Source organism: Mycoavidus cysteinexigens (assembly GCF_003966915.1).
Classification (GTDB): domain Bacteria; phylum Pseudomonadota; class Gammaproteobacteria; order Burkholderiales; family Burkholderiaceae; genus Mycoavidus; species Mycoavidus cysteinexigens.
Genome location: NZ_AP018150.1, coordinates 2,183,887 through 2,199,142, shown reverse-complemented (window position 1 = coordinate 2,199,142; position 15,256 = coordinate 2,183,887). Strand labels below are relative to the sequence as shown.

General features: G+C 47.6%; 9 protein-coding genes and 1 pseudogene. 5 read left to right on the top strand and 5 right to left on the bottom strand.

The annotated features are described in order from the left end of the window. Positions 1-154 precede the first annotated feature (154 nt). On the top strand, positions 155-4,144 hold the full coding sequence (locus tag MCB1EB_RS09355; protein ID WP_052393997.1) for a WD40 domain-containing protein: 3,990 nt from the start codon (positions 155-157) through the stop codon (positions 4,142-4,144). A gap of 50 nt (positions 4,145-4,194) precedes the next feature. Here the strand turns inward: MCB1EB_RS09355 and MCB1EB_RS09350 are convergent, their stop codons facing one another. The 5 genes from MCB1EB_RS09350 to MCB1EB_RS12815 are packed head-to-tail and all read right to left on the bottom strand — an operon-like array spanning position 4,195 to position 6,320. Further along, the gene (locus MCB1EB_RS09350) at positions 4,195-4,731 is read right to left on the bottom strand and encodes a hypothetical protein (RefSeq protein WP_052394000.1); all 537 of its coding nucleotides are present in this window, start codon (positions 4,729-4,731) and stop codon (positions 4,195-4,197) included. Next, complete coding sequence (locus tag MCB1EB_RS09345) at positions 4,721-5,014, bottom strand: phage holin family protein (protein ID WP_045364896.1); 294 nt, start codon at positions 5,012-5,014, stop codon at positions 4,721-4,723. The genes MCB1EB_RS09350 and MCB1EB_RS09345 overlap by 11 nt, the downstream gene beginning before the upstream one ends. Before the next feature lie 16 nt (positions 5,015-5,030). Continuing rightward, entirely contained in the window at positions 5,031-5,456 is a 426-nt protein-coding gene (locus tag MCB1EB_RS09340; RefSeq protein ID WP_045364898.1) for a glycoside hydrolase family protein, read from the bottom strand. 51 nt (positions 5,457-5,507) lie between these two features. Further along, positions 5,508-5,945: a tail fiber assembly protein gene (locus MCB1EB_RS09335; RefSeq protein WP_045364901.1), complete on the bottom strand. Its 438-nt coding sequence runs from the start codon at positions 5,943-5,945 to the stop codon at positions 5,508-5,510. 54 nt (positions 5,946-5,999) lie between these two features. Further along, positions 6,000-6,320 (bottom strand): gp53-like domain-containing protein, encoded by a 321-nt coding sequence (locus MCB1EB_RS12815; protein ID WP_438819614.1) that lies wholly within the window; start codon positions 6,318-6,320, stop codon positions 6,000-6,002. Here MCB1EB_RS12815 and MCB1EB_RS12810 point away from each other — a divergent pair. The 4 genes and pseudogenes from MCB1EB_RS12810 (at position 6,300) to MCB1EB_RS09320 (ending at position 14,028) form a co-directional block, all read left to right on the top strand. Then, on the top strand, positions 6,300-6,710 hold the full coding sequence (locus MCB1EB_RS12810; RefSeq protein WP_438819613.1) for a helix-turn-helix domain-containing protein: 411 nt from the start codon (positions 6,300-6,302) through the stop codon (positions 6,708-6,710). The genes MCB1EB_RS12815 and MCB1EB_RS12810 overlap by 21 nt on opposite strands. Then, complete coding sequence (locus MCB1EB_RS09330) at positions 6,707-7,666, top strand: IS3 family transposase (protein ID WP_438819612.1); 960 nt, start codon at positions 6,707-6,709, stop codon at positions 7,664-7,666. The genes MCB1EB_RS12810 and MCB1EB_RS09330 overlap by 4 nt, the downstream gene beginning before the upstream one ends. Positions 7,667-7,699: 33 nt before the next feature. Continuing rightward, positions 7,700-8,881, top strand: a pseudogene (locus MCB1EB_RS09325) (ISKra4 family transposase); the annotation flags it as partial. Between the two features lie 134 nt (positions 8,882-9,015). After that, complete coding sequence (locus MCB1EB_RS09320; RefSeq protein WP_161566214.1) at positions 9,016-14,028, top strand: NACHT domain-containing protein; 5,013 nt, start codon at positions 9,016-9,018, stop codon at positions 14,026-14,028. Positions 14,029-15,256: the final 1,228 nt, after the last annotated feature.

Below are 15,256 nucleotides of genomic sequence, written 5' to 3'. Positions count from 1 at the left end.
CTAGCAACCTTAGACATCAAAAAGAAATAATTTGAAGAGTAGACATTCAATTGGATCCAAAATGACTGCCATCAAAAATAAGTACGGCATGAAAGACAAAGGGGTACCCAACCCTATACAGATGAAAGTGAACCCTTAGAAAGGGGTAATTAAGATGTTGCCGATTAGTTCAACCCCAAGCACTCCTGCTTCCTTAGCTTCGTATTCCTCCAATACGCGGGGGGCACCAATCGATTCAAGCCATGCGGTTTATGCTGCAGAGAGGGGACCTGTCATGCAAATCAACTATGGCTTGGTTAACGTCTCATTCAAGGATGGTTCGCACAACACAGTCACCGTGAATTACCACTCAACGTCTGAAGATGCCAACTTGTTAGCAGAAATTCTGAGGCCATTGCAAAGCACGGCCTGGCACCCGCATACTGCCCCATTAGCGAGCCTGGGTATTCAGCAGTTGCAGAAAAGGTATTTAGAGAGCCTGCAAAAAGATAACGAAATTAAAGAGGCGTTGGCGATGTATGTTGCGCCGGAATGCACTTTAATAATCAATACAAAAGAACGCTTTAGTCTGGAAGAGAAGGTGAGAGATTTCCTTGCTTCAGAGGAAAAGAAAGTGCTGCTTTTGTTGGGCGTAGCGGGTTCTGGTAAATCAACCTTTAATCGGTATTTGGCACGTAGCCTATGGGAGGCTTATGACAAAGAGGCCAATAAATCCGGCCAAACTCCTATCCCGTTATTTATTCCGCTATCGAGTCTGAAGGAGCCGAATAACAATCTTATTTCAGAGTACCTAAAAAAAGAGAAATTTGCAGAGGACCAGATAGCTGATTTAAAAGCGAATTATTGCTTTATCTTTATTTTAGATGGCTATGATGAGATTAAAGACCGAGCCCGTCTTTTCTATGTTGAGAATGAACTAGATGAATGGCAGGCTAAAGTAATTGTTACCAGCCGACCAGAATATTTGGGGGACCGATATGAGCGCCAGTTTCACCCAAAAGGCCAGGCATATCTACTTCAAACCTATCAACTCGCCCCATTCTCTGATTTGACGATTGAGGAATATGTAAACAAATATGAAAGCTCATACCCAGAATTAGAAAAGAGTGTCGCGGAACATAGGGGAATTCTTGATAGACCTGAAGTCAAGGACCTGATACGTAATCCTTTTTTACTCAAATTGTCATTGAGCGAATTGCCAACTTTGGCCGAGAAATACAAGGATAGCAGTCAACGTATTACTCGGCTTGCATTATATGATCAATTTGTAGAGAGCTGGTTTGAGCGTTCGCAAGATCGTTTAAGAAGTATTCGCTTGACTGATAAGGAACGAGAAGCATTTGATTTTCTAAATAAAGATTTCACCAAATATGGAGCCGATTTTGGCAAAGATTTGGCGGTCGCTATGTACCAAGCTGGAGTAGTACGTGTGGCATATTCGCCGCCTCTATCGTGGAAGAAGCAATCTGTACAGGATTGGCGTGAAGACTTTTTTAATAATAAGAATATAGAAACAAAATTATTGCGCTTTAATGCTCCGCTGATCTGCCGAGACGATCAATATGAGTTTATCCATAAATCGGTCCAGGATTATTTTGTGGCGAGAGCGTTGTGGGAAGAGATGAGAGAACTCACTGAGATCGGGCAGTTAGATTTGTCCAATGAACTGAGCATAGTGAGAAATCTGCGTCCGCTATTGGAAGGGCTGGGAGATCTTGTTAAGTTGGAGCCATCGGCTTTGTTCAACCAACTGAACGTAGTGGAAGATCCCGCGGTGCTGAGCTTTTTAGCAGAGCGGGTACGGCAGGAGCGCACGTTGATAAAGCCGCTCTTAGGTTGGGTGAAGGCCTCGAAGACACGATATGGCGTTGAAAGAGCAGCAGCGAATGCGCTGACTATCTTGGTCAAAGCGGGGGTGCAGCTGAGTAGATTGGATTTGAGCCAAATCAAGGTGCGCGGAGCGAATTTAAATTATGGGGTGTTCGATCAAACGAAATTTGAAAGGGCGGATTTAAGCGAAGTGAAATTGCGAGGCGCGTGGTTGCGTGGGGCGAATTTCAAAGGAGCGAATCTGAAAGAGGTTAACTTTGGTGAGCTGCCTAGTTTAGAGGTAGGTAAAAAGGTTATGGACTGTTGTTATTCTCCTGATGGGCGCTGGTTGGCTGTTGGTACGAATGATGGTGAGATTCAACTGTATAAAACTGAGACATTAAAGCGGGTGGATAAGATTAGTGCACATAATAATCAACCTGTGTATAGCGTGAAATTTTCGCGAGACAACAAATACCTAGCGTCGGGGAGTGGGGATGGGCTGGTGAAACTGTGGGAGGTTAAAAACGGAAAACTTGCACAGCGTTCTGATCACCATGAGTTTGAGGCGAGTTGTGCTCGTGGAGTATGGTGTGTGAGTTTTTCGCCAGATGGCATCCTTGCATCAGGGGGAGGAGATAAGGTGGTGAGGTTGTGGGAGGTAGAAAGTGGAAAACTATTGGATTCTCCGCTTGAAGGGCATAGCGAAGGGGTGAAGAGTGTGAATTTTTCGGTAGACGGCACAGTCCTGGTGTCGGGGAGTGATGATAATACGGTAATGCTATGGATGAGGCAGAGCGGAGACGCGTTGCATACGCCTGAAGGAAATAGTAAATGGGTATTGGTGGATACGCTTGAAAAGCATAATGGTTGGGTAGAGAGTGTAACTTTTTCGCCAGATGGCAGGTTCCTGGCATCGGGGAGTGCTGATAGGACGGTGAGGCTGTGGGGAGTAGAAAGGAACGGAAAAAATTTATCCACAAGCGAGTTACACACGCTTAACGGGCATACTAATGTAGTAAAAAGTGTGAGTTTTTCGCCCAACAGTGAGATCCTGGCGTCGGGAAGTTTCGATTATACAGTGAAGCTGTGGAAAGCGGAAAGCGGAGAACCGTTGTATACATTTGAAGGGCATACCAGTTTGGTGAATAGTGTAAGTTTTTCACTCAACGGCGACCTCCTGGCGTCGGGGAGTGTTGATGAGACGGTGAGGCTGTGGAGAGTGGAAAGCAGGCAAGAGTTGCATGCGCTTGAAGGGCATCGTGGTAACGTGAATAGTGTGAGTTTTTCGCCCAAAGGCGAGTTCTTGGCGTCAGGGAGTGATGATAAGACAATAAAGCTGTGGAGCGTAAAAAGCGGAGAAATGTTGCATACGCTTGAAGGACATAGTGGGGGGGTGAATAGTGTGAGTTTTTCGCCCAAAGACGACGGGATGCTGGCATCGGGAGGTCATGATAATACAGTGAATCTGTGGAACGTAAACAGTGGAGAAAAGTTGCGTACGCTTGGTGAGCATACGGCTTCGGTGTGGAGTGTGAGTTTTTCACCAGACGGCAAATTCCTGGCGTCGGGGGGGAATGATAATACGGTGAAGTTATGGAACGTGACTAGCGAAAATGCGTTTTTGTATACGCTTACAGGACATAGTGAATGGGTGTCGAGTGTGAGTTTTTCGCCAGACGGCAAGTTCCTGGCGTCAGGCGGAAGAGATTTTAAGGTGAAGCTGTGGAAGAAAGGAGAAGGGTGGGAGAAAGAAGAAAGCAGAGAAGCGGAGCGTATGCCTAAAGAAAAAGAAGAACAACATAGCAAAGAGGTGAATAGTGTGAATTTTTCGCCGGACAGCACGGTCCTGGCGTCGGGGAGTAATGATAGGACGGTGAGGCTATGGAAGAACGTGACAAGCGAAAAAGTGTCAGTGTCGCAGCTTGCAGGGCATAGTGATAGGGTGATGAGTGTAAATTTTTCGCCCAACAGCAAGTTCCTGGCGTCGGGGAGTTACGATAGGACGGTAAAACTATGGTCAATAGACACAGAGCAATGTAAGAGAACGCTTGCAGATTGTGTCGGGAAAATTGCTTCAATAGATTGGCAAGAGTTTCCAAAAGGGGATTTTAAAATGGCAGGCAGTGAGGGTAGCGCGGTTCATATTTGGCAAATAAAATGCAAAGGTAATGACTGGACAGTCGAGTTAGATTGGACCTCCTCTCAAAACGAGCTGGTCGTAGCTGGTATGTCTATTCAAGACGCAAAGGGCTTAAGTTCACTGAATACCCATCTACTCAAGCAAAGGGATGCACAGGGTGAGCCTGCGCAAGCACCAGAGATGCACTTCTAGCCGGCACCAGATACTCGCTGTCAGACAATTTAATTGCTTGATAGGGGATCTCAGTTTTTTGCTGCAATAGACTGTTGAGTTTGCTGTAATTGCCGATAAAACACTCTCAGTCCAAGTGCCTGTTCGCGCCACTGCCAGCAGATATTGGCGTTAAAGGCATTAATTTCGGCAATCTCAGCAAGCGAAACGCCGGCGGGTTTTCGGTTAAACTCGGCGGGAGATCCGGTAGGCTCGTTGGAAAATGCTGCGTTGTAGTGGCGCACGAAGCCAACGTTAACGCCGAAATGGTCAGTATCAGCTTGGTTAACATAGATAGGGACCTCTTTGATGATCGTGTTGCCCTTTTCTTTGACGATTTTGATACGATCACGGTATTGAACTTCAGTTTGTATGACAACTTTGGCTTGGGCTTCAGCGAGTTGAGCCTGAGCCAAAGCAACTTGCATTTTGTACTGCACGAGTGCCGCCTGCGCTTTTTGGATACGTGGCTTGTAATAAAAAGATCCTGCGCATCCTATGCCAAAGCAAAAGGTCGTTGTTGCAATGCACAATGGCCTTAATAATGCAGTAATCCAATTATTCAGCATGGTTGCGTTTACCCAACCAGCGCTGTACAGCCCATTCAAGATAAGACTGGCCGAGAATACCAAGTGCAGCACCCAGGCCCGTAACGGCGATTGGAGAGAGTTCAGGTAGCAGCGTAAGAATCGAACTCGCGGCGACGCTTAAGCCCGCGCCCACAATCATGCGCCCGATAATCAGCCGAGCGGTGATTTTCTCGCCACCGGTGAGGAGTTTTCCAATCGCAATGGCTGCCCCCATCGCCGCCAATGTGGCAAGCAGCGTTCGATCATGTTCGTGAAGATTCATTTTTTAATGTTGAGAGTTAAATTATTCCGGTGCGCATCATATTGGCGAGGCGTAGTGCTCGTTGGCCGACCTGAGTGGCCCATTTGGACGCAAGCATTCCGTTAGCCGCGGCTGCGTAATCGCTGCGTTGCATGGCGTCCAGAGTATTCACAAAGGTCAGGAGCTTGCCGCCGAGGTTGAAGGCCATATTGATGAGTACACGTTGCCGTACTGCATCCAGGGTCCGCCACCACGATAAATGCCGATCCAGCCATCTCAGCGTTCGTGCAATATCGTTGTGTAAAAGAATTTCGCATTCGCTCTGAGAGATGCCCCCATCGGTGAGATTGCGTCCGATGCCGATGGTGATTTTGCCGACGGTATCGAAGTAGGGTTTAAAGCGCTCGCCTTCATCGCGTTTGAGTTCAGCTATGAGAGCGGCCCTGTCAAAGGTTTCGGTCATGTTGAGAGGGGTGTAGACGAAAAAAAGACCGCATGAAGGCGGCCCTTAGTGCTACGGATAAGTGGCCCACGAAGTGGCCTCAGGGGCTTTCGGCCAATCGATTTTAGTAGGAAAGCCGGACTGCTGCTCGATGCGGCTGAGTTTAATGCGATAGAGTTTCCACGCTTTGAGGCGCTGTTTTTCTTCGTCTGTTGCTCTCTCCAGATCTACTGCATCTTGTAAAGGCGTTGACTTGACCAGGGTTTCAATGATCAAAGCGCGGCGTTGGCTTAAATGAATTTCAGCCCATTGTTCGGGGGTAATGGGAGGCCGGTCAATGGCAATCGGGTATCCCCTGTGATCGGATTGAAGCATTTTGCCTTTCGCTAACTCTTCGTACAGAGCATGATATTCTTCGTCGGTAATGGGGACGGCATCTTTAGGAATGGTGTCTCCGTGCATTTCACGAGTGTAAAAACCAGGTTGCGATTTTGAATAATAAAAAGTCATAGGGGTATTCCAGAATAAAAAAGCGTGAACGGGGAAACTGAGCTCAATTCGCCGCTACCGTCCAATGGCAATCCACTGAGTGAGCCATTCAGCGTTGCATCCCTGAAGATTAAATGCGCGCAGGACGACCCCGGTTTTTGACCGGGTTCCATGAACTTCAATCACAATGGCAGCTCCGCCACCCATATGTATGCCGTGAACGCCAAAACATTCGTGTAAAAAAGGAGTGGGGAAGAGGATATGGATATTGCCCGCAGTGTCCGCGCTAAGTTGCCCCCATTGCAGTGGAGTTGACTCATTTTTGAACTGACCCCAGAAAGTTGGAAACCGATCTAAACTTTTTTGGGTTTTTTCATGGATAAATACAGCGATCAACTTAAGCTAAAAGTCGTGAAGGCTTATCTGGCAGGTAAGGCTGGAGCCATTGCTCTGGGGAAGCGGTATGATGTTGAGCCTTCGCTATTGCGTAGATGGGCAGCAGCTTACCAAATACACGGTCTGTCAGGCCTCAAAAGGAAATACAGACGATACGGTGCGGATTTCAAGCTTACAGCCCTCCAGCACATGTGGGATAACCATCTATCGTATCGCGAAACGGCAGCGTACTTTGATATTCGTAAGACAAGTGCTCTAGGGGAGTGGGAGCGCCTGTATCATATCGGAGGTATAGAAGCCCTATCTCCTGGCAAAAGAGGAAAATCTAAGAAAATGCGAGGCACCTCAAGTATTGCAATCAAGTCTGGAAATGACGAGACGCGCACTTGAGAGCAGTTGCTCGAAGAATTAAATTATTTACGCATGGAGAATGCATATCTAAAAAAGCTAGAAGCCTTGATTCAAGCGAGCAAAAAATCAGCACAAAGCAAAAAACACAAATAGTGCTTGAATTAAGGCAACAGTATCCGATAATGGGCTTGCTTAAAGTGGCCGGTTTGGCGCGTAGTACCTTTTACTACCAACTGAATGGATTGCAAAAAATCGATAAATACGCAACGCTCAAAGCGAAGATTAAAACTATTTTTACCTATCACAAGGGGCGATATGGCTATCGTCGAATTACAAGCGTTCTTCGGCAGGAAAGCTTTCTCGTTAACCATAAGACAGTTCAGCGTTTGATGGGACAATTACAGTTAAAATCGCTTGTGCGGCCCAAAAAATATCGGTCCTACAAAGGCTCGATAGAAGGCATTGCACCCAATTTCTTGCAACAGCAATTTAGTGCCCAGCGACCTAACCAGAAGTGGGTGACGGATGTCACTGAATTCCATGTCTATGGCCAGAAATTATACCTTTCTCCAATTATGGATTTATATAACGGAGAAATCATCTCCTATCAAATCGCCCCACGTCCTACGTTGGCGATGGTTAGCACTATGTTAAGTAAAGCGTTTACCTGCCTTGGGCCTGATGACAAGCTAATCATGCACTCAGATCAAGGTTGGCAATATCAAATGGCAGTCTATCGTGAGGAACTTGCGCAAAAAGGCATTACACAAAGTATGTCACGTAAAGGCAACGGCCTCGATAACGCGGCCATGGAGAGCTTCTTCGCTACAATAAAATCTGAGTTCTTTTATCTGAATAAATTTTGTAATATTGACGAATTACAAGTAGGTTTAAGTGATTACATTCATTACTATAACCATGAGCGTATTAAACTCAGATTGGATGGGCTGAGCCCTGTTCAATATCGACTACGGTCACAGCCTTTTTATTCTTAACTAACTTACCGTCCAACTTTCTGGGGTCAGTTCATTTATCGGACACTGTTCGGCAAATTCAACCTCAACAGTCCTCGTTTTTACGATTGCCGATGCCAACATCATCGTGGCCGTCCTAGTTCGAGTCCCCTGGCAGCGCTGCTGAGCACGCACTATGCTCCAGAACTGCTGTATCTGCAGACCAAGTTTGCTTCGTTGATGTCTTATGGGCTAAGCATGGAGTTGTTGACGGAAATCTTGCCGCTCTCGGGGAATATCAACCGTACGTCTATGCAACGCCACCAGCAATGCGTTGCTGAACGTATGGAGGGTGAGTTGGGCGAGGAGCAATGCCAGTTTATAGAAGGGTGTCCTCGAGATTGGGCAAAGCAACCGCTACCGGGACCATCCTTGACGGTCGGCCTGGATGGCGGTTATGTGCGTGCGTCGGACCAGCGCTCGAAAAACGAAGGGTGGTTTGAAGCCCTGACCGGCAAAAGTATTCTGTCTGACGGCAGCGATAAAGTGTTTGCATTCGTCAACCAGTACGATACCAAGCTCAAACGGCGGCTGTACGAGGTGCTGAAATCGCAGGGTCTACAAATGAATCAGCAGATCGTGTTTCTATCGGATGGAGGAGATACCGTGCGTGATCTACAGTACTATCTCAGTCCAGAGTCCGAGCACTTGCTTGACTGGTTTCACATTACTATGCGCTTGACGGTGATGAGGCAGATGGTTAAGGGAATGACAACAGAACTGAAGCCCGACAAATATCCGGAAACACAGAGCGTGTTAGCGGATTTGAGCCAACACCTGGAAAGCCTCAAATGGCGTCTGTGGCACGGTGATGTCTTGCATGCGCTGCAACACATCGATAACCTGGAAGACGATTTGGAAATGCTAGAAGAAAATCCGGAGAACAAAAAAAAGCTGAAGAAAGCGGTGCGAGAGTTTCACCACTATATTGAGGCAAATCAAGCGTTCATTCCAAATTATGGCGATCGCTATCGGCACCACGAAACGATCTCCACGGCATTTGTCGAATCGACCGTAAATTATGTGGTCAGCAAGCGCTTTGTGAAAAAACAACAGATGCGTTGGACTCGACGTGGTGCACATCTGTTGTTACAAACGCGTGTGCAAGTGCTCAATGGTGATCTGCGTCAAACCTTCTGCCGTTGGTTTCCTTGTATGAAAACGCAAGAGTTGGCGCCACTCAAGGAGGCGGCCTAGAAAACGCCAGCCCCCGGAATGAAACACTCTCCTTCATGGCGTCCACCAAATCGATACTACATCACACATCATCAGAGGAATCGCTGTACGATCATGTAATTCAAAAGTATTCAACAGCCTACTGCCAAACTAGAATGAATAACTTAGAAAAAGGAATGATGATGTGGGGTAATTCTGTTTCTCAAGCTCTGACGGGCCACCAGGCGCAGATTCTGGCGGCGAAAATCTATCTATATCAGGCCCGCCAACAAAAGACGGCGCAGCGGCTCGATGTAGCCTTGGTTTTGTATGATCAGGCAAAAGTGACTTTTAGACATATCGCGGATACACGCAAACTTGTTATTGCATTATCGGAGGTAAAAAATGCTTTGAGCCAGGCTCAGACACCTCAGACAACAGAAGATGAAGCATTGCAACGGCACATCGCTGATATTTATTTTGAGCGTGCAGAACTCCTAGCCAAATTGGGCAAAACCGACAAAGCACAGGCGAGTTACAAAAAAGCAAAAGAATGGGGCCATAAGCCGATCGAGGCTGCTTCTATTGTCTCTGCTGAGCACGATGCATTGATTTTGGCTCAGACGGCTACGCCTGCCTCAATGTCTGTCCAGGAGAAAGGCGAACTGGTGGACTATCTGTTTGAAAGGGCACTGTTTACGCTGGGATCATTAAAGGTATCCAGTAAACCCAGCATTTTTCTGGTCTATGCCCATGGCAACCCCGCTCATGGAAAGGCCGAGGCCAGTACCTCTAAATATTTAATCAATCATTTATCTAAAATCCAAGTCACCTTGCATTCCGATCAAACACCGCTGGGGCAACCTTACTCAGATTCCTCGGAGGATCTGAAAGAGGACGGTAAGTTAGAGGATATTTTAACCAGTCAGCTCTGTTTGTTGCCTACTCAAGTAGAAAAAGAGGTGAAACCGGTTAATAAGGTCGTGGTGTGCTGTTCTGAGGTATTAGGAAACTACCTGGAATGGTTGCACTATGAAGATTTTTATCAAGCACTTCGAAAAGCTTATCTTGAAGATCGAGAAGCCTATGGCAAAGACGGTGAACAGTCGGGCATTCCGGCAATCCGTGAGGTGGTCAGACAATTTTCACAAGAGCAAGACTATAAGGCAGGGTTCCATCATGTGTTGACGGAAATGGCTTTTTTGCAAATTCGGGCAGAGCAGCTGAAAGATCAGCACGGTATTATCCCGGTTTCGTTAACCCCAAATAGCTATAATCACTGCCTGGCGCGTTTTATTTCAGCAACCACGGTTCGGATGGAGGATATTCCAAGATTTGAGGGACAAGCATTGTCTCTAAATCAAAGTCGGCACTGGGTGTTGTTTAAGCTGATCGAGCGCTTGTTGGTGGGCAGCAATGAGGCCAAAACGTTTCTTGATAAATTTTGGCAGGGGTACAGTGATTTTATTTCGCGGTTAAATGCCAAGCCACTGCTTGGCAGACTTGAATTTGCCAAGCAATTAGACGGCATCTTCGACAGCATACGGACGGCGCTGCACAGCCAGCTTTTTTTCACTGTGCAGCAACACCAGCAACAACTGAGGGTGCTCAATGCCGATCCCCGATCTGCCATAAAGGAGCAATATTTCGATGCCTTGGGGCAAGATGATGAATTTGAGGAAACACTACAACTCTATGTTGAACCCCGCGGCAAAGCGAATTCGCATGAGGCCAACACTTTCAATCTCTTACCCAAAATTCAAGCTTTTCTAAACGATGAAAAAGTGAAAGTGGTCTTGCTAACGGGGGATTCTGGAGCGGGCAAAACCAGCTTCAACCGCGTCCTGGAAAAGCAATTATGGAAGGATAAAAAAGAACACGATGCGATTCCGCTCTTTATCTCTCTGGCGAGTATTGACAATCCTGTGCACGATCTGATCCCCACGACTTTAAAGAAAAGGGGCCTGTCAAAAGATCAGATTCAGAGATTAAAGAAAGAAAAACAAAAGTTCATTTTTATTTTGGACGGCTATGATGAGATTCGGCAGACCAGGAATCTGTATCAGAGCAATGGCATCAACCAACCTGGTAGCTGGCAAGGCCAAATGGTCATCAGTTGTCGCAGCGAGTATTTAGGCCAGGGCCAAGGCTATCGAAAGTGGTTTCAACCGGATCAGTATCGACAGGGCGGAGCCTGGTCATTTCCAGAGGTTGTGATCGAGCCGTTTTCAGAAGAAGAGCAGAATCAGTATTTGGAAAAATATGTTGAGCGCAATCAACCAATCTGGGATGCGCAACAATTTAACAAAGCTCTTGAACAACCTCATTTAAAAGAACTGGTGAGCAACCCATTTTTGCTACGCGTGGTGTTGGAAGTGTTACCGTATCTGGAAGACGAGGGGAAACCGCGAACGGCTATCCAGTTACGCATGGATCTGTATAACCAGTTCGTCAGACAATGGTTCGAACGCAACGAGCAGCGCTTAATCGCACGCGATTTAACGGAGAACAAAAGAGATATTTTTAGAGAGATGTGCGATGAGGGCTTTGCCGAGCACGGTATTGAATTTATGGAAGACCTGGCAGTGCATCTTTATATAAAGAATTCGGGTAACCCGGTTGTTGAGTATTCGTCGTTGAAAGACAAGGGGAATTGGAAAAAGGAATTTTTTGAGCTGAATGACAAGAAGCAGCTGTTGCGAGAAGCCTGGCCCCTGAGCCGAAGTGGAAATCAGTACCGTTTTATCCATAAATTGCTACTGGAATATTTTGCGGCGCGGGTTATTTTTGCATCGCTTGATGCGTGCATGGTGGCAGATACTCATCATCATCGTCGTGGTAGTGATGCTTCAGTTTATGGTTTTGGGAACCAACATCAATCCTCTCAAACGCCAAGAGACATGTCGTTAGCCCCCAAGCATTGGGTTGGCGATCTGGGCGTTGTACGATTGTTAACCGAGCGCGTTCAGCAAGAGACCATATTTAAAAAACATCTCTTAGCGATTATTGAGCGCTCTAAGGAAGATGCTGGGGTAAGTCAAACAGCAGCCAATGCAATGACAATTTTAGTCAGAGCGGGGGTGCAGTTTAATGGAGCGGATTTAAAAGGAATCCAGATACCAGGTGCGGATCTGAGTGATGGCGTATTCGATTCAGCGCAGTTTCAAGGAGCGGATTTAAGAAAGACCACTCTTCGCATGAGTTGGCTGCGCAATGCCAATTTAAGGAGCGCGCAGATGGCCGGGGTGCAGTTTGGAGAATGGCCTTATCTCCAAGAAAAGAGCGAGGTACAGTCGTGCGCGTATTCCCCGGATGGGAAAACTTGTGCCGCGGGTCTTGAGGATGGTACGATCAAAGTGTATTCGACTTCGGATTGGGGGAAGATCCACACCTTGGAAGAACATACAAACGCAGTTATTAGCGTGGTGTATTCGCCGAGCGGCGCACAGATCGCTTCGGGGAGTAATGACACTACGGTACGGCTGTGGGACGCGCACAGCGGAGTCCGCGTGCATACGCTAGAAAGACATGCAGGCGGTGTTAGTAGCGTAGTGTATTCGTTGGATGGCGCACAGATTGCCTCGGGCAGTTTTGACAAGACGGTTCGTCTGTGGGACGCGCACAGCGGAGCCCATATACACACCTTAGAAGGGCATACCTGTTCCATTTGGAGCGTGGTGTATTCGCCGAGTGGCGCCCAGATTGCCTCGGGCAGTTCTGATAAGACGGTTCGTCTGTGGGACGTGCACAGCGGAGTCCATATACACACCTTAGAAGGACATACACACGCTGTTTATAGCGCGGTGTATTCGCCGAGCGGCGCCCAGATCGCCTCGAGCAGTCATGACACGACAGTGAGGCTGTGGGACGCGCAAAGCGGAGCCCACGTGCACACCTTAGAAGGACATACCACCGCTGTTAGTAGCGTGGTGTATTCGCCGAGCGGCGCCCAGATCGCCTCGGGCAGTTGGGACAGGACGGTTCGTCTGTGGGACGCGCAAAGTGGAGCTCATGTGCATACCTTAGAAGGACATACACACGGTGTGAGTAGCGTGGTGTATTCGCCAAACGGCGCCCAGATCGCCTCGGGCAGTTGGGACAAGACGGTTCGTCTGTGGGGCGCGCAAAGCGGAGCCCACGTGCACACCTTAGAAAGACATACACACACTGTTTATAGCGTGGTGTATTCGCCAAACGGCGCCCAGATCGCCTCGGGCAGTTCTGATGAGACAGTCCGCCTGTGGGACGCGCAAAGCGGCGCCCCGGTGCGCACCTTAGAAGGACATACCTCCTATGTTTTGAGCGTGGTGTATTCGCCGAGCGGCGCCCAGATCGTCTCGGGCAGTTTTGACAAGACGGTTCGTCTGTGGGACGCACAAAGCGGAGTCCACATGCATACCTTAGAAGGACATACAAGCGGTGTTTGGAGTGTGGCGTATTCGCCGAGCGGTGTCCGGATTGCCTCGGGTAGTTTTGACAAGACGGTTCGTCTGTGGGACGCGCAAAGCGGAGTCCATGTGTACACCTTGGAAGGGCATACAGGCACTGTTTGGAGCGTGGCGTATTCGCCGAGCGGCGCCCAGATCGCCTCGGGCAGTGATGACAACACGGTCCGTCTGTGGGATGCGCAAAGCGGAACCCACATGCATACCTTAGAAGGACATACCTCCTCTGTCAATAGCGTGGTGTATTCGCGCAGCGGTGCCCAGATCGCCTCGGGCAGTGATGACAAGACGATTCGTCTGTGGGACGCGCAAAGCGGGTTCACCGTGCATACTTTAAGAGGACATACAAACCCTGTTAGTAGTGTGGCGTATTCGTCGAGCGGTCAGATGATCGCATCGAGCAGTTCTGACCATACGGTGCGAGTGTGGGATGTTGTCTCGAGTCAGTGTCGGTCGGTGATTCAAGGTTTTCTCGGGGAAGTCAAGAGTGTCGCCTGGAAAGCGACGCCCGACGGCAACTATCTGGTGACAGGTAGTTCCAATAGGTTAATTCGCCAGTGGCAGGTGATAGTAGAGGGTGAACGATATCAGGTGGTCTTGCGCTGGATATCACCGCATGCAGAGTTGACGGTGAAGGAGACCTTGATCGATGGAGTGGAAGGGTTAAGCGGAATGAATAAGCAACTTTTGAAGCAGCGTGGTGCGATAGAATGTAAGCGCGAAATTAACCCCACCTTGACATAAATGGAGCGTGTCAGCTTTTTTGTATGTCCGAAGCCACGGTCAAATTTTACAGCTTCTTATAATGAAGCTGTAAAACGATCGCCAAATAAAATGATGTAGTATCGATTTGGTGGACGCCATGAATGAAGAAAAAAGCGTCAAAGGATCAAAATGGAGAGTATTTCAGTGTGTCACGAACGCAGGCGTGAGCTTGCGATGCTGTACTAGAGATGGGAGTAGGCCTCCCGAAATCGGCTTACAGGGCCCAGTGGGAGCGTTGTGTAAGAACGCCACGAACCTTTCAATTCCGAGATTTACGGGCTAAGGCAGGGACGGATAAAGAAGTAGGGAGCGGCGGCAATATTCGAGAAGCGCAGGCGCTATTAGGCCATAGTAGTGTTGCAATGACAGAGCATTATGTGCGCAAGCGTGGGAGGGTAGTAGGGCCTACAAAATAAATTTTTGTAGAACAAGCTACCTTTTGTAGAACAAAATAGATAAGGCTTACATCGCTGTAAGCCTTATGGTACTTGGTAGGCCGTGCTGGGTTCGAACCAGCGACCAACGGATTAAAAGTAATCGGATAATCTATTCTGGAGAATGCCTAAATCTTCTAAAAACGTCTGTTTATAAAGGGTTTCGCTGAGTAATGCATTACTTGGTATTCTATGTAATTCTTAATTTTTGTGTAATTTTCTAGGCACGATTACACAGAAATTACACAAACTTTTTAAAGTGAATTAGAAGTTAAAATCAAAATGACCTGTAATTTGGCAACTCTCATCCTACAGTCGCTTATTTCTTCACAGTTATAAGAAAAAGCTATGTGGCTGAAGCCTCGATTGTATTTTCTTGAGAAGGTATTGTTCTGCCTTGTTCTCAACATAAAAAGTAAAAGTTCGGTTTCGCTCTTATCAGAGATCTACGCTGGCTTGTCTTAATCGGCGCGAGGGCTAGATCGCAGCTAATATGTGGTTGTCCTTACTTTAGCGACTCGTCTAGGAGGAGCGCTCACTACGCCGCAATTATCTTACTAGTGCTGATTTTGTAGAGATCGGGGAAAGACTTGTCTATATCATTGATGATCGCGCGTGGCGTGCAGGCTGTTTAACAGCCAGCCACTGAATCGGAGCAACGATGAAATCCGGAGTATTAACCTTGTTAGCAAGCGAAAGTGCATTCATGAGAATAGCAGTTATTATGAGTGCGTTTTCCAGAAAAACCCCCAAAAAAGCACTTTTTTCGCTCT